Origin of the sequence: Bradyrhizobium sp. SZCCHNRI3052 (genome assembly GCF_032484895.1) — a bacterium.
GTDB lineage: Bacteria > Pseudomonadota > Alphaproteobacteria > Rhizobiales > Xanthobacteraceae > Bradyrhizobium.
Genome location: NZ_JAUETW010000009.1, coordinates 236,526 through 256,450, shown reverse-complemented (window position 1 = coordinate 256,450; position 19,925 = coordinate 236,526). Strand labels below are relative to the sequence as shown.

At 65.8% G+C, this 19,925-nt stretch carries 17 protein-coding genes; 6 read left to right on the top strand and 11 right to left on the bottom strand.

From position 1 onward, the window contains the following. Positions 1-19: 19 nt before the first annotated feature. The 5 genes from QW887_RS24165 to QW887_RS24145 form a co-directional block, all read right to left on the bottom strand. Positions 20-481 (bottom strand): NUDIX domain-containing protein, encoded by a 462-nt coding sequence (locus QW887_RS24165; RefSeq protein WP_316195124.1) that lies wholly within the window; start codon positions 479-481, stop codon positions 20-22. Positions 482-485: 4 nt separating this feature from the next. Next, complete coding sequence (locus QW887_RS24160) at positions 486-1,727, bottom strand: DUF763 domain-containing protein (RefSeq protein WP_315827901.1); 1,242 nt, start codon at positions 1,725-1,727, stop codon at positions 486-488. 87 nt (positions 1,728-1,814) lie between these two features. Continuing rightward, positions 1,815-2,795 (bottom strand): homoserine O-succinyltransferase, encoded by a 981-nt coding sequence (locus tag QW887_RS24155; RefSeq protein WP_316195122.1) that lies wholly within the window; start codon positions 2,793-2,795, stop codon positions 1,815-1,817. 12 nt (positions 2,796-2,807) lie between these two features. After that, a complete protein-coding gene (locus QW887_RS24150; RefSeq protein WP_315717032.1) occupies positions 2,808-4,112 on the bottom strand; it encodes an O-acetylhomoserine aminocarboxypropyltransferase/cysteine synthase family protein in 1,305 nt (434 codons plus the stop codon). A gap of 150 nt (positions 4,113-4,262) precedes the next feature. Continuing rightward, positions 4,263-5,219: an alpha/beta hydrolase gene (locus tag QW887_RS24145; protein WP_315827903.1), complete on the bottom strand. Its 957-nt coding sequence runs from the start codon at positions 5,217-5,219 to the stop codon at positions 4,263-4,265. Positions 5,220-5,360: 141 nt separating this feature from the next. Here QW887_RS24145 and QW887_RS24140 point away from each other — a divergent pair, with 141 nt between their 5' ends. Then, positions 5,361-6,248, top strand: a complete 888-nt coding sequence (locus QW887_RS24140; protein ID WP_316195119.1) for a branched-chain amino acid aminotransferase — start codon at positions 5,361-5,363, stop codon at positions 6,246-6,248. A gap of 1 nt (position 6,249) precedes the next feature. On the opposite strand, the gene QW887_RS24135 is transcribed toward QW887_RS24140, so the two are convergent. From QW887_RS24135 to QW887_RS24125, 3 genes are read right to left on the bottom strand one after another with little or no spacing between them, the layout of a single operon-like run. Next, a complete protein-coding gene (locus tag QW887_RS24135) occupies positions 6,250-7,131 on the bottom strand; it encodes an acyl-CoA acyltransferase (protein ID WP_315750812.1) in 882 nt (293 codons plus the stop codon). A gap of 39 nt (positions 7,132-7,170) precedes the next feature. Then, positions 7,171-8,133 carry an amino acid--[acyl-carrier-protein] ligase gene (locus QW887_RS24130; protein WP_315717036.1) on the bottom strand — a complete coding sequence of 321 codons (963 nt, stop codon included), beginning with the start codon at positions 8,131-8,133 and terminating at the stop codon, positions 7,171-7,173. A gap of 42 nt (positions 8,134-8,175) precedes the next feature. Further along, complete coding sequence (locus QW887_RS24125; protein WP_410052618.1) at positions 8,176-9,327, bottom strand: acyl-CoA dehydrogenase family protein; 1,152 nt, start codon at positions 9,325-9,327, stop codon at positions 8,176-8,178. Positions 9,328-9,744: 417 nt separating this feature from the next. Between QW887_RS24125 and QW887_RS24120 the strand changes: the two genes are divergently transcribed. The 3 genes from QW887_RS24120 to mtnA all read left to right on the top strand — a co-directional run bounded on the left by QW887_RS24120 (position 9,745) and on the right by mtnA (position 12,101). Then, positions 9,745-10,017, top strand: a complete 273-nt coding sequence (locus QW887_RS24120) for a phosphopantetheine-binding protein (RefSeq protein WP_315717167.1) — start codon at positions 9,745-9,747, stop codon at positions 10,015-10,017. An 89-nt stretch (positions 10,018-10,106) separates the two neighbouring features. Beyond that, a complete protein-coding gene (locus tag QW887_RS24115) occupies positions 10,107-10,982 on the top strand; it encodes an S-methyl-5'-thioadenosine phosphorylase (RefSeq protein WP_316195117.1) in 876 nt (291 codons plus the stop codon). 12 nt (positions 10,983-10,994) lie between these two features. Then, on the top strand, positions 10,995-12,101 hold the full coding sequence (gene mtnA, locus QW887_RS24110; RefSeq protein ID WP_315717039.1) for an S-methyl-5-thioribose-1-phosphate isomerase: 1,107 nt from the start codon (positions 10,995-10,997) through the stop codon (positions 12,099-12,101). A gap of 89 nt (positions 12,102-12,190) precedes the next feature. On the opposite strand, the gene QW887_RS24105 is transcribed toward mtnA, so the two are convergent. Then, the gene (locus QW887_RS24105; RefSeq protein ID WP_315750818.1) at positions 12,191-12,826 is read right to left on the bottom strand and encodes an HAD-IA family hydrolase; all 636 of its coding nucleotides are present in this window, start codon (positions 12,824-12,826) and stop codon (positions 12,191-12,193) included. 90 nt (positions 12,827-12,916) lie between these two features. On the opposite strand from QW887_RS24105, the gene QW887_RS24100 reads away from it, so the two are divergent. Both QW887_RS24100 and QW887_RS24095 read left to right on the top strand, forming a co-directional pair. After that, positions 12,917-13,687 (top strand): S1 family peptidase, encoded by a 771-nt coding sequence (locus tag QW887_RS24100; protein ID WP_409999278.1) that lies wholly within the window; start codon positions 12,917-12,919, stop codon positions 13,685-13,687. A gap of 110 nt (positions 13,688-13,797) precedes the next feature. Next, a complete protein-coding gene (locus tag QW887_RS24095; RefSeq protein WP_315750821.1) occupies positions 13,798-15,300 on the top strand; it encodes an NAD(P)/FAD-dependent oxidoreductase in 1,503 nt (500 codons plus the stop codon). Between the two features lie 217 nt (positions 15,301-15,517). Here the strand turns inward: QW887_RS24095 and QW887_RS24090 are convergent, their stop codons facing one another. Both QW887_RS24090 and QW887_RS24085 read right to left on the bottom strand, forming a co-directional pair. Continuing rightward, positions 15,518-16,435 (bottom strand): response regulator transcription factor, encoded by a 918-nt coding sequence (locus tag QW887_RS24090; protein WP_315750850.1) that lies wholly within the window; start codon positions 16,433-16,435, stop codon positions 15,518-15,520. Continuing rightward, a complete protein-coding gene (locus QW887_RS24085) occupies positions 16,425-19,799 on the bottom strand; it encodes an ATP-binding protein (protein ID WP_316195115.1) in 3,375 nt (1,124 codons plus the stop codon). The genes QW887_RS24090 and QW887_RS24085 overlap by 11 nt, the downstream gene beginning before the upstream one ends. Positions 19,800-19,925 lie beyond the last annotated feature (126 nt).

Below are 19,925 nucleotides of genomic sequence, written 5' to 3'. Positions count from 1 at the left end.
GGCGGCGGATGGTGACAGTTCACCCTCCGCCGATCGCCACGACACGGTCGAGCAGCGCGGCCTGGGCTGGATTGATCCGGACCCTCGCCTCGGCGAGATCGAACCAGGCGGCGCGGTCCACCTCGGGAAAGCGCCTGACGTGGCCGCTACGCGGCGGCCATTCGAGCTCGAACGCGTTGCTGGTGATGCTGTCGGCATCGAGATCGATTTCGGCGGCGAATGCCTCGACCACCTTGCCGCCGCGCTGCTTGATCTCGCCGAGCGGCACGAGCGGCGCCGTCAGCGTCGTGCCGAGCTCCTCGGCGAATTCGCGCCGCGCCACCGCCTCGGCCGCCTCGCCGGCACCGAACTCGCCCTTCGGGATCGACCAGGCGCCGAGATCCTTGTTGCGCCAGAACGGGCCGCCGGGATGCACCAGCAGCACCTCGAGTCCATCGGCGGTGCGGCGAAAGGCGAGCACGCCCGCGCTGTGCGCCGGCATGCCGCTACGCCTCGCCGGTGCGCTGGATGAGGTCGCGCTCCCAGCCGAACACCGAACGGCCGTCGAGCTCTGGCGAGGCGGCGCGCTCCGTCGCGATGTAGGCATCGAGCGAGGGGCCGGTCGCGCTGCGCTCCAGCCGGCGGGCCTGGTCGTCGAGCCGCTTCAGCGCCGACAGCGCCTCGTCGCGGCCGAGCTTGGCGTTGCCGACAGCCGATTTGAGCACGCGGATGGTCTCGTCATAGACCTTGATCGGCACCGGATAGGGATGCCGGTCCTTGCCGCCATGCGCCAGCGAGAACCGCGCCGGGTCGCCGAATCGATACGGCGCGCCATGCACGACCTCGGCGACCATGGCGAGCGAGCGCACGGTGCGGGCGCCGACGCCCGGCGTCAGCAGCAGGTCGGGGAAGTCGACCGGGCCGCGCTCGGCCGCGGCCGCCAGCGTGCCGTGGAGGCGGCGGGCGAATACGTCCTTCGGCCTGACGTCGTGATGCGCCGGCATGACCAGATGCGGCAGCAGGCCCTGCGCCGGCTCCGGCGCGCTCAGCCGTTCGAACTCGGTGACGACGCGGTCGGGGCCGAGCTCGGCGAGCAGCTCGAGCTGGGCGTCGCGCGACGGCGCGGCGCGCTTGTCGGTGAGGTTGACGATCTCGCCCTGGACGGGACCGTCGATGGCGCTGTGCGGAGCGTCGACGAAGCTCGCGAGCTGTTGCGAATGCCAGTGATAGCGCCGGGCCTGGCGGGCGTCGCCATTCATGCCCTGCTGCACCACGGTCCATTTGCCGTCGGCGGTGACGAAGAAGCCGTGCAGATAGAGGTCGAAGCCGTCCTGCACCGCGGCGCTGTCGACCTTGGCGACGAGCTTGCTGGTCCGCACCAGCTCCTCGCCGTCGAGGCCGAGCCGGTCGCCGAGCAGGCGCAGCTCGTCGGGCGTCTTGCGCGAATGCTCGCCGCGGCCGCCGCAGACGTAGATGCCGAGCTCGCCGGACAGCGGCTTCAGCCCGCGCTTCAGAGCGCCGATCACGCTCGTGGTGATGCCGGAGGAATGCCAGTCCATGCCCATGACGGCGCCGAACGACTGGAACCAGAACGGATGCGACATCCGCGCCAGGAATTCGTCGCGGCCGTAATGATGCACGATCGCCTGGGTGATGATGGCGCCGAGCGAGGCCATGCGCGTGCCGAGCCAGGCCGGGACGCGTCCGGAATGGAGCGGAAGATCGGCGCTGCCGGTGCGTCGGGCCATCGGAACCTTGCAAGCGAAGTGTGCCGTGCCAATCTAACAGATTGCGCGCGACTGCGCGATCGCCCCCATGAAAGGCGGGCTGTAGCGCTATCCGGTTTGCCCGAGATGGCCGATCCAGTTGCTGAACAGCGTCTGGGCGGCGCTTTCGGCGGCGAGATCGGGCCGCAGCGTCAATCCCGGGAGCTCGGCCGCCAGCGTCGGGTCGCGCCTTTCCTTGGCCCGCCACTCGAACGCGTTGAGCACCGCCTCGCTCTCGGCGCTGAAATAGGATTTCGGCAGCCGCGGGTAGTCGTCGCGCTGCCCGGCGAGAAAGCGCGCGATGTCACGCATGTATTCGCGCTGCAGGGAGAGCGCGTCATACTCGGGATGGCCCTGGAAGAACACGAACCGGCTCGGCATCGAGCGCGCGAAAATGTCGACGCCGACTTCGTCCGAGCGGGTCAGGATATCGTAGCCGCGCTCCGCCAGCAGCGGCTCGTTGACGGCGTTGAGGCGCGAGTGCGGCACCTGAAGCGGCAAATGGATGCCGTGCGTGAGCCAGTCGTCCTGGACCTTCACGCAGTCGAAGATGCCGGAGCATTTGCTCGCCAGCCGCTGCCGCTCGATGTCGTCGAGATGCAGCACGGCCGCGTGGGCCGCGAGACACGACCAGATGGTCGAGCGCGTGTTGGTTCTGGCCCAGTCGATCACGGAGGTGAGGTCCGACCAATAGGGTTCGTCGCGCAAGGCCGCGGCGACAGGCTCGGCGCCGGTCACGATCAGGCCGTCGATGCCGAGCCGATCGAGCGACCCGATGTCGGCGTAGGACTGGGCGACGTGGCTCCTGGCCGCCTGCGAGCGAGAGATGGAGGGCAGCGAGAAGCAGTGCAGGCGGATGCGGACGTGCCGCGGCGCGCACTGCCGCAGCAGGCGGCCGATCTGGAGATCAGTCGCCTTCAGGGCGCTGTCCGGCATGTTGTTGACGAGGCCGATCGAAAGCTCGATCGGGCGTCGGCCGCGGTCGTCGAATTCAGCGGGCGCGAGGGCAGGGCTCGCGATCCTGCGATGTCGGTCGAACAGCAGGGTCATCGGCTGATCGCTCTACTCCGCCGCATCCAGCTGACGCGTGCGAGGGCAGGCCTGGGCGAGCGCCTGGTCGAGATCCTCGATGATGTCGCTGACATGCTCGATGCCGATCGACAGCCGGATCGTCTCCGGGAGGACGCCCGCCTTGCGCTGGTCGTCCGGCGGCATCTGCCGATGCGTGGTCGATGCGGGATGGCAGGCCAGCGACTTCGCATCGCCGATATTGACCAGCCGTGTGACCAGCTTCAGGGCGTCATAGAACGCCTTGCCCGCCTCCATGCCGCCCTTGATCCCGAATGTGAACAGCGACGACGCCCGGCCGTCGAGATATTTCTGGACCAGGGGATAATAGCGGCTGTCGGCGAAACCGGCGTAGTTGACCCACGCGACGCGCGGATCGTTGCGCAGGAATTCGGCGACCTTGCGCGCATTCTCGACGTGGCGCTCCATGCGCAGCGCGACCGTTTCGATGCCCTGCAGCAGCAGGAAGGCATTGAACGGCGACAGCACCGCGCCCATGGTCCGCTGATAGACGCTGCGCGCGCGCTGGATATAGGCGCTGCGGCCGAAATGATCGGTGTAGACCATCCCGTGATAGGACGCGTCGGGCTGGGTGAAGGCGGGAAAGCGGTCGGCGTGATCCTTCCAGGGGAAGTTGCCGCTGTCGACCAGCATGCCGCCCAGCGTCGTGCCGTGACCGCCGAGAAACTTGGTCAGCGAATGCACCGCGATGTCGGCGCCGTAATCGAACGGCCGCAGCAGGATCGGTGTTGCGACGGTGTTGTCGACGATCAGCGGGACGCCGTTGCGATGCGCGACCTTCGCCAGCGCCTCGATGTCGCAGACATTGCCGGCGGGATTGCCGATCGTCTCGGCGAAGACGGCCTTGGTGTTTTCGTCGATGAGACGCTCGATGGCGTCGGACGCATCGCTTTCGGCAAAGCGTCCAGTGATGCCCTGGCGCGGCAGGATGTGACCGAGCAGCGTGTGCGTGGTGCCGTAGAGCTGTGGCACCGAGACGATGTTGCCGCCGCCATCGGCAAGATTGACGAATGCGAAGTGAAGCGCCGCCTGCCCGGTGCCGACGGCGAGCGCGCCAACGCCGCCCTCGAGCTCGGTGACGCGCTTCTCGAGCACCGCCGTGGTCGGGTTCGAGATCCGGCTGTAGCGATAGCCCTCGGCTTCGAGATTGAACAGCGCGGCGCCGTGATCGGCGCTGTCGAAGGCGTAGGCGGCGGTCTGATAGATCGGAACCGCGACGGCCTTGGTGGTCGCCTCCGGCTCATAGCCGGCGTGGATTGCAATCGTCTCGTTGCGCATCGGCGATCTCCCCGCTCGCTTCGATCAATGCGGCGAGCTGCTCGTATTCCGCGAGTGGTGTCGTTGTAGGAGCGCAGGCGTAAAGCGGGCAATAATTCGCGACAAGAACGACGAAATAACCCTAACGATATGTGGCCGAAGAGCTTCGAATTAGCGCGCAACAGGGACACGCAGGAGCGACCGGATCTGCTGCCCGACCAGATCCAGTGCGACCTTCGCCTGCGGCAGGATCGCACCGAGGGCGTGGAAATTGTGAACCATGCCGTCGTGACAGACATGCGCGACCGTGACGCCGGCCTCCGCGAGTCGTGCGGCATAGGCATTGCCCTCGTCGCGCATCGGATCGAACTCCGCGGTGTGGATCACGGCGGGGGGAAGCCCAGCCAGCGTCTCGTGGCACAAGGGCGATATCAGTGGATTGGCGACATCGACCTCGCCGGCCAGATAGTCGGCGAGGTCGGCCTGCCAAGTCGCCCTGTCGATCAGATAGCCGGTCCCGAACAACTCGCGCGACGGCCAGGGGTTGGAAAAATCAAGCACCGGGCAGATCAGGCATTGCAGCGCGATCCTGAGACCGGTGCTGCCGGCAGCCTGCTGACAAACCGCGGCGGCGAGCGTGGCGCCCGCGGAATCGCCGCCGATCACAATGCGATTGCCGTCGATGCCGAGCGCGGCCGCGTGATCGATGGCGAAGTGAACCGCAGCGATCGCATCCTCGATTGCTGCGGGGAACGTGTGCTCGGGAGCGAGACGGTAGTCGATCGAGAGCAGCCGGCAGCCGGCGGCGGCGGCAAGCGCGGCGGCGACCTTGTCGTGCGTGTCGATGCTGCCTGCCACGAGACCGCCGCCGTGAAAGTATACGAAGCCGGGCGGCATCCCGGTATCGTCCAGGCCTGCTGCAGGCGTATACAGGCGATAACGAAGCAGCCCGGAGGGACCGGAGAAATCGCCGTCCCGCGTGATGGCGGCGCCGCAGTCGTTGCGCGCGAACTGCATCAGTTTCGCCAGCGACTGCCGGCGTTGCCGGGGACTCGGAGGCTCCCGGCTTTCCGTCACAACGGCCGCCACCATCGAAAGCAGGCGCTGGGCGCGAGGGTCGAGCGGCATGACAGCTCCAGTTAACCAAGGCATCGGGCATTGTGCCCATCAGCAGTGAATCGATCATGAGCGGCAGGTCGCGACCGGGAAATCCTTAAAATATTCACGCCAGAAGTGCAGATACGATCGATGCCGAACGGGAGCGCCGCCATGACCCACATCGTCAAGCCTGTCAGTTACTCGCAGACCTGGACCTTCTTCGACGGCGAATGGCGCGAGGGCAATGCACCGATCATGGGCGTCCGGACCCACGCGACGTGGCTCGCATCGACCGTGTTCGACGGGGCGCGCGCATTCGAAGGCGTGACGCCCGATCTCGATCGGCACTGCGCGCGGGTGAATCAGTCCGCGATCAATTTCCGGCTCAAGCCCGTGGTGGACGTCGAGACCTGGATGGGGCTGGCGCGGGAGGGCGTCGCGCGCTTCGCAGCAAGAGCCGAGCTCTACATCCGCCCGATGTACTGGGCGCAGCACGGCGCCGGCGGTGGTGTCATGTTCGATCCCGAGACCACCAATTGGTGCCTGTGCATCTATGAGGCGCCGATGCCGCAGCCGACGGGCAACGCCATCACGCTGTCGCCGTTCCGGCGGCCGACGGCCGAATGCGCGCCGGTCGACGCCAAGGCGGCGTGCCTCTATCCGAACAATTCGCGCGCGCTGATCGAGGCGGCCTCGCGCGGCTTCAACAATTGCCTGATGCTGGATCTGCTCGGCAACGTCGCCGAGTTCGGCAATGCCAACGTGTTCATGGTCAAGGATGGCGTTGTCTTCACGCCAGTGCCGAACGGAACCTTCCTCAACGGGATCACGCGACAGCGCGTGATCGAATTGCTGCGAGGCGACGGCGTCAGTGTGGTCGAGACGACGCTTCGATATGACGATTTTCTGAACGCCGACGAGATATTCTCATCGGGCAACTTCGCCAAGGTCGCGCCGGTGATCCGCATCGACGAGCGGACGATGCCGATCGGTCCGGTGTTCAGCCGTGCGCGCACGCTGTACTGGGACTATGCGCAACAGGCCAGGGCGGCGGCATAGGTCAGGACCCGTAGATCGGAAGCTCGGTGTCGCTGAGATCGCCGAGCCGCGCCGGCTGCGGCCCCTTGATGTACTTGCGGCCGCGGCGTTCGGTGTAGACGCCGTACAGCCCGGCGACCGGTCCGTTGGCGTCGACGATGACGGACACGCGGCCCCGCAGCAGCAGGAAACGGCCGACGGCGCCGGCGCAGGCGACATAGTCTGAGATGTCGCGGCAATAGATCAGCTGCATGGCGGGCAGTGCGAACCGTCCTTGCCGGATGCGCGCCTGCTGCAGCACCAGGGGAATGCTGCTCTGCTTCGACCTGACCACGATGCTGAGACAGCCATGGCCGGCGTGGCGGATCAGCAGATCCGCTTCGTCGGATGGAATGCCGTCTACAGCGTGCGCATCTGCCGCGACCTGTTGGACTCGAGCGCCCTGGCCCGCAGCCGAGAGTACCGGAATGGAAAACAACAGGCCGCGACAATAGGCACGAAACCCCTGAGCCTCGATGATCGGCCAGGTCCGGCGCGCGGCGCTGATGTTGACGTAGGTGACCTCGGGCCGCCGCTGGGCGATCGCGGTGAGCATCGTCGCGTAGTTGCGGAACGCCGGCTCGACATACCAGCTCGAGAGATTGCACCAGATCCGGGGCTGCGCTGGTGTGCCTCGATTGCTGTAGATCAGCAGCAGGACGCCGACCGCATTGCCGCCCTGCTCGAGCAGGTAGCCGTAGCGTGGATAGCCCTCGGGCGTCGGGCGCGCGGCCTGTCGCTGCAGGCCGCTCGACCAATAGCGGCAGGGGCGCCGGGGAAAGCCGCGCGCCAAGAGATCGGCGACCGCGTCCAGATCGGAGGCTCCGATCTCGCGGCACCGGATCGGTGGCTGGAGCGCGCTCATGAGATGGTCTGCCGATCCCTCGCCGGCGGCTTGGTGGCGTCAGCCGACGGTGCTTGCCTGGCGCTCGAATTGCAGCGCTTCCCGCACGCGCGACGGCCAGCGCGTCGGATCGATGCCGTGGGTGTGGAACAGCGCGACTGCCAGGCGGTCCATGCCGAAGGCCACGCAACCGGTGTGCGCCGGCGCACCGTCGGCATCGTCGATGCCCCAGGTGGTGCCGAAATGCTCGCGATGATAGTTGAAGCTCATGCAGGCGGTGGGCTGCTCCTCCGAGCGCAACGGCACCAGCAGCTCGAATTTCAGCGCCTGCTGCTTCTGGCTGACCGCCTTCATCTGGCCGACGCGGCCGAAGAACGGGTCGCTGGCATGATCGACGCGGAACGACAGGCCGAGATCGCGCGCAATCGCCTGTGCCTTTACCATCCAGCGGTCGCGGAATGCCGAGACGTCGTCGGGCGTGCCGATACAGACATATTCGCGCATCCGGAACGACTGCAGGCGGTCGAGATGACGCGACGGCTCGCGGCGGAAGCAATCGGCCGCGACGTCGAAGCGCAGGCCGCCGACCGGCAGCGCGCCGCGGCTCGCCGCGATCGGATAGACCGGATAGCAGGCCGCGGGCGACAGCACGAGGTCGGCTGGTGACAATGAGGTGGTCCAGTCGCCGCCCTTGTCGAACCGTGCCACGGCTTCATGGATGTCCCGCTCGGTGCCGTGCAGGCCGCAGACGCAGCCGAGCAGGTTGGGGAAACTCTTCAGATAGCCCGACTTTTCGAGCTGGGCGCGGCTCATGACGGGCGGAAAGCGCATGACCTCCGTGCCGGGCTCGCGATGCCGCGTGATGAGCGTCGCGAGCCGCTCCACCACGCCTTCATACAGCGCGGTCCGCGCATAGACGCCATCCGCGCCCATGCGATGGAACAGCGCGCCGGTCAGATGATCGAGCGCGTCGGCCGGCTGGGGTGCAATCTCGGGCGACTGCGGGAGAACGGGAATCGTCATTGTGCAAATCCTGGGTCGAGGCAATGGCTGCAATCGGCGCGATCATTCATGGAGCGAAGTCGGTACCGTGCTCATCAAGTTGGCCGTGGCAATGTTTGCGAGAATACGGTCGTTGTTGATCATGATCGGCGCCGACAGAACGTCGCGCAGGTGGCGGCCGATCGAGAACTCGCCGTCGTTGCGATAGCCCGAGAGACCGCAGGCGCGCATGGCATGCATCACGGTCTCGACGGCAAGTTCAGAGGCCTGCACCTTCAATAGCGTGATGGAGGACTGGAAGTCGAGCGAACCCAGCGCCCGCTCGTCATACTCATGGGCGACGAAGGCATCCATGTTGGTGACGATCATTGCGCGCAGCCGGGCCAGCGCCATCTTCGCCGCGGTGTAATGCGCAGCTGCCGGCGGCATCTGTCCGCCGGCGCCGCGTGCGGCCTTGCGCAGGAAGCGCTGAGCGCGCTCCACGGCAGCCGCAGCGATGCCGGCCCAGGCCGACGACCAGCACAGATGTGCGAACGGCGTCATCGTCTGGCCGTGGATGCGCTCATAGGGCTCGGTGAACATGCGGTCGGAGGGACAACTCACCTCGAGCGCGAATCCTGTTGAGCAGGTGCCGCGCATGCCCAGCGTTTCCCAGCCAAGGGTGCGCGAGATCGTGTAGTCGTCCCTGGTCAGCGCCAGCAGCACCTGATCGGAGGCGGCGGCGCCGTCGGCGCGCCGTGCAATCGTGACGAGGCCATCGGCTTCCGCGCCATAGGAGATGACCGCGGCGTCGCGCTTCAGCGAGATGCGGCCATTCTCGTGGCCGACGGCCGCAGCGCTTGCGCGGATGTTGCCGCCGTTCTGTCCCTCGGTGGTGGACGAGGCCATCAGCAGCTGCTCGGATGCGATACGGCGCATCAGGGATTCCATGTAGGCGCTGCCGCGGCCGTGACGCACCAGGCAGGCGACCTTGGTCTGGTGCATGGCGAAGATCATGGCGCTGGAGGCGCAGGCGCGGCCGAGCGCATAGCAGGCATCGGCAATGTCGTGAATCGAGGCACCGAAGCCACCGAACTCGACCGGAATCTGCATCCCGAGCAGCTTGTGCTCGCGTGACGCTTCGATTGCGGCCTTGGGGAAGCGGCCGTCACGGTCGACCTCGTCGGCTTCCGCGGCGGCCCGCGCGGCAACAGCGGCGGTCCGCTGCAGGAACATGTCGCTGCGATCGAGCAGGAGGCTCTCGCCATCGTCGGGGATCGGGTTTCGAAGCGCGGTTCCCTGGAGAGTCATGACCGATCGATACTCCGGATTTTGTCTCGTTGAGAGATCGGCACGTGCGTCCTCGCAAGATCAGGACAGATGCACTGCGCCTTCTTTGGGCTGCACGCAGGGTATGGATTTGATTCAAATACGTCGACGAAATTCAGGGTAAACGCCGCGCCATCGACGGGTGGGGGTTAATTCCTGGTTGTTTTGGTCCGAGAATTCTGGACCAAGCCGTTAGCGTTAAGACGAGTTCAGACTTGGAACGGGATGCGGCGTAACTCTTTCGACGCCGAATTGCATTATCTCCCTGCGCGAGCGTCGATCAGATCCGACGTGCCCGAACAAGCCGCGAGTGAAGAGGTCCCCATGCCGAGTTTCGATGTCGATGTCAGTCACAGGATCGTGGCGCTCGTGCGCGATATCCTCGCGCAGAACGCCACGGCCGCCGACGTGACGGCGGATGCAAAGCTCGTCGACATCGGGCTGACGTCCATGGACATGGTCAACCTGATGCTGGCGCTTGAGGCGGAGTTCGATTTCACCATTCCGCAGGAGCTGATCACGCCGGAGAACTTCCAGTCTGTCGCCACGCTGGAGCGTCTGGTGAGCGGTCAGCTGGCGGCAGCCAAGGCTGCCTGATCAGTTGCCACGCCCCACGGATCGCCGCGTCGCTGTTTTCAATTCGTCGCAAAGCTGGCATTCTCGTCTCGGTTGGAGATGGGGACGTCATGACGAAGGCTGTGCTTGGCATTATCGGCGGCTCAGGCATCTATGAGCTGCCGGGACTGGAAGATGCCCGCGAAGAGGTGATCGCGAGCCCCTGGGGTGAGCCGTCGGCGCCGGTACGCCGGGGGACGATCGCGGGCCTGCCGATCGTGTTCCTGCCGCGCCATGACAAGGGACACCGGCTGTCCCCCTCCGACATCAATTATCGCGCCAACATCGACGTGCTGAAGCGCGCTGGCGTCACCGACCTGGTGTCGCTGTCGGCCTGCGGCTCGTTCAAGGAAGAGCTCCCGCCGGGTACCTTCGTGCTGGTCGATCAGTTCGTCGATCGCACCTACAAGCGCGAGAGCTCGTTTTTCGGCAAGGGGTGCGTCGCCCACGTGTCGATGGCGCATCCGGTTTCGCCGCGGTTGCGCATTCATCTGGCGGCGGCGGCCGAGGCGGAAGGCATCGCGGTCGTGCGCGGCGGCACCTATGTCTGCATGGAGGGGCCGCAATTCTCGACCTATGCCGAGAGCATGACCTACAAGGCGTCAGGCTATTCGGTGATCGGCATGACCAACATGCCGGAGGCGAAGCTCGCCCGCGAGGCCGAGATCTGCTACGCGACGGTCGCAATGGTGACCGACTTCGACTGCTGGCATCCGGATCATGACGCCGTTACCGTGCAGGACATCATTCGCGTGCTCACCACCAACGCCGACAAGGCCAAATCACTGGTCTCGCGGCTCGCCCGCGAGTTTCCGCGCGAGCACGAACCGTGCCCGATCGGCTCCGACCGTGCGCTCGATACAGCCTTGATCACTGCGCCGGAGGCGCGCGATCCCGAGCTTCTGAAGAAGCTCGATGCGGTCGCAAGCCGTATCTTGCGCGGCTGAGGGGGATCGAACATGAAGGTGGACGGCCGGCACTATCGCAGCATCTGGCTCGACTCCGATGGCTGGTCGGTCTGCGCGATCGATCAGCGCCGATTGCCGCACGAGTTCGTGGTGGCGAAGATCACGACATGCGAGGAGGCCGCTGACGCGATCCGCGGCATGCTGGTCCGCGGTGCGCCGCTGATCGGCGCTACCGCCGCGTTCGGCATGGCGCTGGCGATGCGCGACGACCGCTCCGATCCCGGCATCGACCGCGCCTACGAGATGCTGATCGCGACGCGGCCGACGGCGATCAACCTGAAATGGGCGCTCGACACGATGAGCACCATGCTGCGCCGGCTGGCGCCGTCGGAGCGTCGCGATGCGGCCTATTCCCGCGCCGTCGACATTGCCGGCGAGGACGTCACGATCAACCAGGGCATCGCCGCGCACGGCTTCGCGCTGATCGAGGCGGCCGCGGCGCGCAAGAAGCCGGGCGAAGTCGTGAACGTGCTGACCCACTGCAATGCCGGCTGGCTTGCGACCGTTGATTGGGGCACGGCGACCGCGCCGATCTATCTCGCGCACGATCGCGACATTCCGATCCATGTCTGGGTCGACGAGACCCGGCCGCGCAATCAGGGCGCCTCGCTGACTGCCTGGGAACTCGGGCATCACGGCGTGGCGCATACCGTCATCCCGGACAACACCGGCGGCCATCTCATGCAGCATGGGATGGTCGATCTCGCCATCGTCGGCACCGACCGCGTCGCCGCCAATGGCGACGTCTGCAACAAGATCGGCACCTATCTGAAGGCGCTGGCCGCGCATGACAATGGTGTGCCGTTCTATGTCGCGCTGCCGTCGCCCACGATCGACTTTGCCGTTGCCGAGGGACGGCAGATCCCGATCGAACAGCGCAGTGCGCAGGAGGTGACCGAGATGACCGGCCGCACCGCCGACGGCCGCATCGAGACCGTGCGCATCGTGCCGCCGGGATCGCCAGTCGCGAACTACGGCTTCGACGTCACCCCGGCCCGGCTGGTGAGCGGGCTGATCACCGAGCGTGGCGTGCTGCGGGCCGACGGCGCAGCACTGGCGGCGGCTTTTCCGGAGCGGGCCAAACAGACGAACTATTGAGATCAGCGTCGTTGCGAGCGCAGCGACGCAATCAAGAATCCCACGAAGCCTCTGGATTGCTTCGGCGCAAGTTCGCCGCGCAATGATGATCAGCGCAGGCTCAATCCCGTCGCCGCTTCCAGCTCCGCGATCGCCTGCGATGCGCTGACGACCTTGATCGTGGTCATGCCCATCTCGCGCGCCGGCTTCAGGTTGATGCCGAGATCGTCGAGGTAGACGCAGTCCGCGGGGCTGACTCCGAGCGTCTCGGTCATCATCTGGTAGATCCGGGGATCGGGCTTGCGCAGCCCGATCTTGGCCGATTCGATCACGTGATCGAACAGCACCATCACTTCCGCGACGTACAACGAGCGGCCGCCCTGGCTGCCGGTTGCGTTCGCCGGGAGATTGTTGGTGATGCAGCCGGTCTTGCATTCCGCCTTGATGCGGCGGAGGGCCTCGACCATGTCGGGCCGGAGATCGCCGGCGAGCAGCGGCAGCACCTCGCGCCCGCTGACCGCTGCGCCACCGAGTGCCAGCGACTCCTCGGCAAACAACCTATCAAACGTCTCGAGGTCGATTTCGGCGCGCTCGAATTTCGCCCAGGCGTTCTCGAGATGGTTGGCAGCATTGGTGTTGCGGATGATGTCGACGGGATAGCCGCGCTCCTTCTCGAACCGCGCGAATGCCTCGAACGGCGATGTCGTCATCACGCCACCGAAATCAAAGATCACCGCCTCGACCATGTCAGTCCCGTCCTCGCTCGATCCCTGGATGATCGCTAGCACGGGACGCCGCACTTGGCGACCTCGGCGGCAGCCGCTATTGCTGCCGCGATGAAGCCGTCTCACGCAATCATTGCAGCCGCCGTCCTGCTCGCGCCATCGCCAATCCTTGCCATCGTCGGCAACGCGCCGGCGCTGAATGACGGCATCGGCCGCTCCGTGGTCACGATCGTCGGCTCGCGCGGCAATTTTTGCAGCGGCGCGCTGATTGCTCCGAAGCTGGTGCTGACCGCCGGACATTGCGTGCAGCCGGGGCTCGATTACCGCATCGTGGAATACGATCGTGACCGCAAGCCGGTTCTCAAGACGGTCCGGAGGGTGGCGGTGCATCCGAGCTTCAGCGTGCAGGCCATCCTGGCGCATCGTGCCACCGCCGATGTCGCGCTGCTGGAATTGGAGGCGCCCGCGGACGCGCGCGTGCCGGTGGCGCTCGGCGTGCCGCAGCCGCCGCTTGCCGCCGGCAACGCGTTCACGGTCGCAGGGATCGGCGTCGCGATTCCCGGCGACGGCAAGAGCGGCGGCGTGGTGCGTGGGGCGGCGTTGGTTGCGACGGGCAAGCCAGGCACGTTGCAAATCCGGCTGGTCGATCCGGCGACGCAAGGCGCGCGGTCCGGACTGGGCGGATGTACCGGCGACTCCGGCGGCCCTGCGTTCGAGACGCAGCCGCGGGGTCAGGTGCTGATCGGCGTCATCTCATGGTCGACCGGACCGAATCTCGGCGCCGGCTGCGGCGGCATGACCGGCGTCACGCCGCTCACGCTATATCGCGATTGGGTCGCACAAATCGCGCGGCAATGGGGCATGCCGCTCAGCGGAAATTGAGATCGTTCAGGGCTGGGTTGCGGCTCGCCGTCGCGGGTTGACCATCGTCGTGATCGGGTTCAGCCTGTCACGCGAGGAAACACCATCAAGACCAAAGCCCAGGGACTCACATGAACGTCATCGCGCCCATCCGGGAGGCCGCGTCCTCGCACGCGACCGAACACTTCGACGTGCTGATCGTCGGCGCCGGCATCTCCGGCATCGGCAGCGCCTATCAGCTGAGCAGGCAGATGCCCGACAAGCGTTTCGTGATCCTGGAGAGCCAGGACAGCTTCGGCGGCACCTGGCGGACGCACCGCTATCCCGGCATCCGCTCCGACAGCGACCTGCATACGTTCGGCTACAGCTTCAAGCCATGGGTCGGGCCGCCGATCGCGACCGCGGAAGAGATCCTCAAATACATGGGTGACGTGATCGAGGAGAACGATCTCGGCCGGCACATTCGCTATGGCCACCGCATCGTGTCGGCGAGCTGGTCGAGCGCGACCGGTCTCTGGACGGTGCAGGCGGTGAAGGGCAGGGATCAGCAGCCCGCCACCTTTACAACGAATTTCCTCTGGATGTGCCAGGGCTACTACCGCCACTCGAAGGGCTACACGCCGGAGTGGCCGGACATGGCGGAGTTCAAGGGCCGCATCGTGCATCCGCAGGTGTGGCCCGAGGATCTCGATCTCACGGGTAAGCAGGTCGTGGTCATCGGCTCCGGTGCGACCGCCGCGACCATCCTGCCATCGATCGCGGGCCAATGCGCACACGTGACCATGCTGCAGCGCTCGCCGACCTACTTCCGCATCGGCCGCAATGCGATCGAGCTGGCCGAGGAGCTGCGGAGACTGCAGGTGAAGGAGGAATGGATCCATGAGATCGTCAGGCGCAAGATCCTGTTCGAACAGGATTGGTTCACCAAGCGCTGCCTGACCGAGCCCGACCAGGTGAAGAAGGAGCTGATCGGCCAGATCAGCGCCATCCTCGGACCCGACTACACCGCCAAGCACTTCACGCCGAGCTACCGTCCGTGGCGGCAGCGCATCGCCTTCGTACCGGACGCAGACCTGTTCGAAGGCATCAAGAGCGGAAAGGCTTCGGTCGTGACCGACGAGATCGAGCGGTTCACGCAAGACGGCATCAAGCTGAAGTCCGGCGACGAGCTCAAGGCCGACATCATCGTCACCGCGACCGGCTTCGATCTTTGCGTGCTCGGCGATATCGCATTCTCGATCGACGGCAAGCCGCTCGACTTCGCCGACACCGTGACCTATCGCGGCATGATGTTCACCGGCGTGCCGAACCTAGCCTGGGTGTTCGGCTATTTCCGCGCCAGTTGGACGTTGCGCACGGACCTCGTCGCGGATTTCGTGTGCCGCCTGCTCGCGCACATGAAGGAAAAAGGCGTGAGCAAGGTCGTGCCGGCGCTGCGCCCGGAGGATCACAACATGCCGCTGCTGCCATGGATCGACCCGGAGAACTTCAACCCCGGCTACATGATGCGCAACATGCACCTGCTGCCCAAGCGCGGCGATAAGCCGGAGTGGCAGCACAGCCAGGACTATTGGAGCGAGAAGGACCAGATCCCGGCAATCGATCTGGATGATCCGGCGTTCGTGTATGGGTGAGCTTTTGACGGCCGGCGTGCCGCTCCAAAGACGGCGTCGTCCCCGCGAAAGCGGGGGTCCATAGCCACCGGCAGGTGTGTTGGGCACAACGTCAACTTTCGTCCCGCCTCAAGCAGCATCACGCGGTATCGGTCCCGGGTCGGCGCCCGCCGGCGCTTCGCGCCGCAGGGCTTGCGCGGGACGGCAGTGATGGTTGGGGCACGCTGGTCGGCCCGCCTCATCCCTCCCGCCGCGTCACCCCCGTCGCGACCGCCGCGGCGGCGGTGCGGTTCTCGACGCCGAGCTTGGCGTAGATCTGCTCGAGGTGCTTGTCGACGGTGCGCGGACTCAGTCCCAGAATCTGCGCGATGTCGCGGTTGGTCTTGCCCTTGGAGAGCCATGACAGCACCTCGCCCTCGCGCGTGGTGAGACCGAACTCGCTGGAGAACTCCTTGGGCAGCTCACCGGAGGACTCCTTGGCGAGCCGCAGCAGGAACTCGTTGGGCCCGGCTCCGCCCATGTAGTAGAGGCGCAGTTCGGGATGATCCGGGATCGAAGCGGCGGCCTTCGCACCGCCCTTGCCGTTCTGCGCCTGATCCAGCCACAGCCGCAGCGCCTCCGGCAGCACGAGGTCGTCGGCGGTGCCAAGACTGTCCGACAGCAGCTTCTGCGCCTGCGGCGTTGCCCACATCAGCCGTCCCTCACGGTTGACGGCAAGCAGGAAGCGGCCGGAGACATCGAGTGCGGCGCGCGCGCTCTGCGTCATCCGGGCGTTCGCGAGATGCACGCGGATGCGCGCCAGCATTTCCGAGACCGCGATGGGCTTGGTGACGTAATCGACGCCGCCGGCCTCCAGTCCTTTCACGATATGCTCGGTATCGGCGAGCCCGGTCATGAAGATCACGGGGACGTTGGAGAGGCCGGCCTCGCGCTTCAGCTTGCGGCACGTTTCGAAGCCGTCCATGCCCGGCATGACCGCGTCGAGCAGGATGATGTCCGGCGTGATCTGGTCGACGATGCGCATCGCGGCCGCGCCGTCGAGCGCCACCATCACGGTCATGCCGGCGCTATCCAGCGCGTCGGTGAGCAGCCGAAGCGTTTCTGGCGAGTCGTCGACCACCAGCGCGACGTCACGCTTCCTGCTGTCAGTGCTCATAGGCATGCAAGGTCTTCAGAGTTGCCATGTACTGATCGAGATCGAAGCGGTCAACGAGCGTGCGCATATGTGCGACGAAGTCGGCATGCTCCGGATGCGCATTGCGGATCTCGTCGAGCTTGAGCTGAATGGCCCTGATGTAGCCGATCTGGCCGAGGCTCATCAACTCCTCGACATAGTTGAGCGGGGGCCTGGATCCGGTGTCCGGCCGCCAGCGTGGCGAAACCACGGGGATATCGGTCTGGTAGCTCCATTCGAGCTTCAGCAATTGACGTATCGCCTCCAGCAGCCTTGGGATGTCGATCGGCTTCATCAGGTAGCTGTCGTGAAATGGTTGCGCCAACGGCCGGCCGTGCGCTTCGAGCGCGCTCGCAGATGTCATCAGGATCCGGGCCTGATGATGACCGCTGTTGCGCAAGGTCTCGGCCACTGTCCAGCCGTCCATGCCGGGCATCGAGATGTCCAGAACGAACAGATCCGGCTGGCAATGTTGTGCAAGCGCGAGGCAGGCGGGACCGTCGGGCGCGCTCAGCAGGATGAAGCCGAGCGGCGTCAGCACCTCGCGCAGGAGGTCGCGATGCACAGGATCATCGTCGGTGATCAGAATCGTCCTGCGCGGCCCGAGATAGCCGGCCACCGGCGCCTTCACCGGTGGATGCCGTGTCGGGTTGGTGACCTCCGACAGCAGGATCTTGACCTTGAACGTGCTGCCCGCGCCGACTTTGCTCACGACCTTGATGTCGCCGCCCATGACGCCGGCGAGCAGACGGCTGATCGTCAGGCCGAGCCCCGTACCCGTCTGCGGCTGCGCAACCCCGAGCGCGCCGCGCTCGAAGGGCGCGAAGATGCGCTCCAGATCGTCAGGCTGGATGCCCGGACCGGTGTCGATCACCTCGAATTCGGCCACCGGGCTCCGATAATGCACGACGAACTGGACGCTGCCTTCCCCAGTGAATTTGATGGCATTCGACAGCAGGTTGATCAGGATCTGGCGCAGCCGCTTCTCGTCGGCATAGACGACCAGCGGCAGTACGGCAGGCCGCTTGAACACGAAGTCGACGCCCTTCGCCGCAGCCTGCAATCGGAACATGCCCACGAGCTGATCGAGGAATTCGCTCAGGCGGACCTCGTCGCGCGACAGATAAAGTCGCCCGGCCTCGATCTTGGAAATATCGAGAATGCCGTCGATCAGGCCGGACAGATGATCGGCGCTGCGGCGGACGACGCGGACCTGGTCCCGCGGCTTCGGTGCAAGGCTCGTGTCCTGCTCGAGCAGTTGCGCATAGCCGGAGATCGCGTTCAGCGGCGAGCGCAGCTCGTGGCTGAGGCCGACGACATAGCGGCTCTTGGCGAGATTGGCCGACTCCGCCACCTCCTTGGCGCGTTGCAGCTCGGCGTCAGTGCGCTTGTGCGCCTCGATCTCCTGAATCAACAGCTGCGTCTGCCGGCGCGTCTCGGCCTCGGCGGCGCGACGGCTCTGCTGCGCCAGCACGAACAGCCAGGTCACCACGCCGATGATGATGGACAGGGCGAAGAACACCTTCCACAGCACGTCGGAGATGATGCCCTTGAAGCCCGGGAGCGCCGCCGAGGTCTCCAGATAGATCATGCCGAGCGTCAGTGCGACGAGCCCGGCCGATGTCAGAAATACACCGACATAGTGACCGAGCTGCGAGTTGATCTTGGCCAGCAACGACTCTGGCAGCATGCCGCTGAGCGCCGCTGCGACCTGCGCCTGTGCCCGCGCGTGCGGCTTGCACAGGTCGTGGCAGCGGGCGTCGAGCGAGCAGCACAGCGAGCAGATCGGACCCGCATAGGCCGGGCAAGAGGCGGTGTCCTCCGGCTCGAACTGATGCTCACAGATGCAGCATTGGATCCGCTCGATGTTCTGCCAGCTCCGCTTTGGCTTGCGTGCCAGATAGTATTTGCCGTCGGTCAGATAGGCGATCGCAGGCGCGGTGACGAGCGCGACGCCGAGCGCGACGAAGGTCGACAGTGCCTTTCCGGTCGGCCCGAACAGGCCATAGAAGGCGCTGATCGAGACGATCGTCGCGATCGTCATCGCGCCGACACCGACCGGGTTGATGTCGTAGAGATGGGCTCGCTTGAACTCCATCTGCGGCGGGCGCAGGCCCAGCGGCTTGTTGATCACGAGGTCGGCCACTAGTGCGCCGACCCAGGAGATCGCGATGTTGGAGTACAGCGCCAGCGTCTGCTCCAGCGCCTTGTAGACGCCGATCTCCATCAGCAGCAGCGCGACGACGACGTTGAACACCAGCCACACGACGCGCCCCGGATGGCTGTGCGTCAGACGCGAGAAGAAGTTCGACCAGGCGATCGAGCCGGCATAGGCGTTGGTGACGTTGATCTTGATCTGGGAGACGATCACGAAGGTGCCGGTCAACGCAAGCGCCAGGTCCGGCCGGGCCAAGACATAGCGGAACGCCTCCAGATACATGTGCGCGGGTTCGGCTGCGTGGTCGGCGGAGACTCCGTGGCTCAGCGCGAAAAAGGCGAGGAACGAGCCTGCCAGCAGCTTCAGTGCCCCGAGCACGATCCAGCCGGGGCCAGCCGACAGCAGCGCGATCCACCACGAGCGCTTCGATGTGCGGCTGTCGCGCGGCAGGAAGCGCAGGAAGTCGACCTGCTCGCCGATCTGGGCGACCAGCGAGAACACGACCGCCGCCGCGGTCCCGAACAGCGCCAGATCGAGATGGCCCATGGGATCGCCGTGCTCGCCGGGAAACTGCTGCCATTCGACAAAGGAGTGCGGGCTGGCATAGGCGATTGCGGCAAAGGGCAGGATGTGCAGCACGACCCATAGCGGTTGCGTCCATAGCTGGAAGCGACTGATCAGGGTGATGCCGTAGGTGACGAGCGGGATGATGACGACGGCGCTGATGAGATAGCCGATCGGCCGGGGAATGCCGAAGCACATCTCCAGCGCCGAAGCCAGGATGACCGCCTCGATGGCGAAGAAGATGAAGGTGAACGACGCGTAGATCAGCGAGGTGACGGTCGAGCCGATATAGCCGAAGCCGGCGCCGCGGGTCAGCAGGTCGATGTCGATGCCGCATTTGGCCGCATGATAGGCGATCGGCAGGCCGCAACAGAAGATGATGACGCTGGCGACCAGGATCGCGGCGGTCGCGTTGGTGACGCCATAGTTCAGCGTAATGGTGCCGCCGATGGCCTCGAGTGCGAGGAACGAGATCGCGCCCAGCGCGGTGTTGGCGACGCGGGCGGCCGACCAGCGCCGTGCGCTCTTGGCCGTGAAACGGAGCGCATAGTCCTCCAACGTCTGGTTGGCGACCCACTGGTTGTATTGGCGCCTGACGCGGTCGATCCGCTGCCGCCCTGCCACTCTCGAACTCCTCACCCGCGAGCGCTTGTCCGCACGCTCGTCCTGCCCCTCGCAAGACTTACGCAGAGCCTACGTCGCGCTTTTGCGGTGCAGTATACGCAATCTTGCGTATCCGTGCGTTGCACA

Excerpts from the sequence above, each read along its gene's own strand:
- QW887_RS24165 (WP_316195124.1), bottom strand. The coding sequence starts at position 481 with ATGCCGGCGCACAGCGCGGGCGTGCTCGCCTTTCGCCGCACCGCCGAT.
- QW887_RS24160 (WP_315827901.1), bottom strand. The coding sequence starts at position 1,727 with ATGGCCCGACGCACCGGCAGCGCCGATCTTCCGCTCCATTCCGGACGC.
- QW887_RS24155 (WP_316195122.1), bottom strand. The coding sequence starts at position 2,795 with ATGACCCTGCTGTTCGACCGACATCGCAGGATCGCGAGCCCTGCCCTC.
- QW887_RS24150 (WP_315717032.1), bottom strand. The coding sequence starts at position 4,112 with ATGCGCAACGAGACGATTGCAATCCACGCCGGCTATGAGCCGGAGGCG.
- QW887_RS24145 (WP_315827903.1), bottom strand. The coding sequence starts at position 5,219 with ATGCCGCTCGACCCTCGCGCCCAGCGCCTGCTTTCGATGGTGGCGGCC.
- QW887_RS24140 (WP_316195119.1), top strand. The coding sequence starts at position 5,361 with ATGACCCACATCGTCAAGCCTGTCAGTTACTCGCAGACCTGGACCTTC.
- QW887_RS24135 (WP_315750812.1), bottom strand. The coding sequence starts at position 7,131 with ATGAGCGCGCTCCAGCCACCGATCCGGTGCCGCGAGATCGGAGCCTCC.
- QW887_RS24130 (WP_315717036.1), bottom strand. The coding sequence starts at position 8,133 with ATGACGATTCCCGTTCTCCCGCAGTCGCCCGAGATTGCACCCCAGCCG.
- QW887_RS24125 (WP_410052618.1), bottom strand. The coding sequence starts at position 9,327 with ATGTTCCTGCAGCGGACCGCCGCTGTTGCCGCGCGGGCCGCCGCGGAA.
- QW887_RS24120 (WP_315717167.1), top strand. The coding sequence starts at position 9,745 with ATGCCGAGTTTCGATGTCGATGTCAGTCACAGGATCGTGGCGCTCGTG.
- QW887_RS24115 (WP_316195117.1), top strand. The coding sequence starts at position 10,107 with ATGACGAAGGCTGTGCTTGGCATTATCGGCGGCTCAGGCATCTATGAG.
- mtnA (WP_315717039.1), top strand. The coding sequence starts at position 10,995 with ATGAAGGTGGACGGCCGGCACTATCGCAGCATCTGGCTCGACTCCGAT.
- QW887_RS24105 (WP_315750818.1), bottom strand. The coding sequence starts at position 12,826 with ATGGTCGAGGCGGTGATCTTTGATTTCGGTGGCGTGATGACGACATCG.
- QW887_RS24100 (WP_409999278.1), top strand. The coding sequence starts at position 12,917 with ATGAAGCCGTCTCACGCAATCATTGCAGCCGCCGTCCTGCTCGCGCCA.
- QW887_RS24095 (WP_315750821.1), top strand. The coding sequence starts at position 13,798 with ATGAACGTCATCGCGCCCATCCGGGAGGCCGCGTCCTCGCACGCGACC.
- QW887_RS24090 (WP_315750850.1), bottom strand. The coding sequence starts at position 16,435 with ATGAGCACTGACAGCAGGAAGCGTGACGTCGCGCTGGTGGTCGACGAC.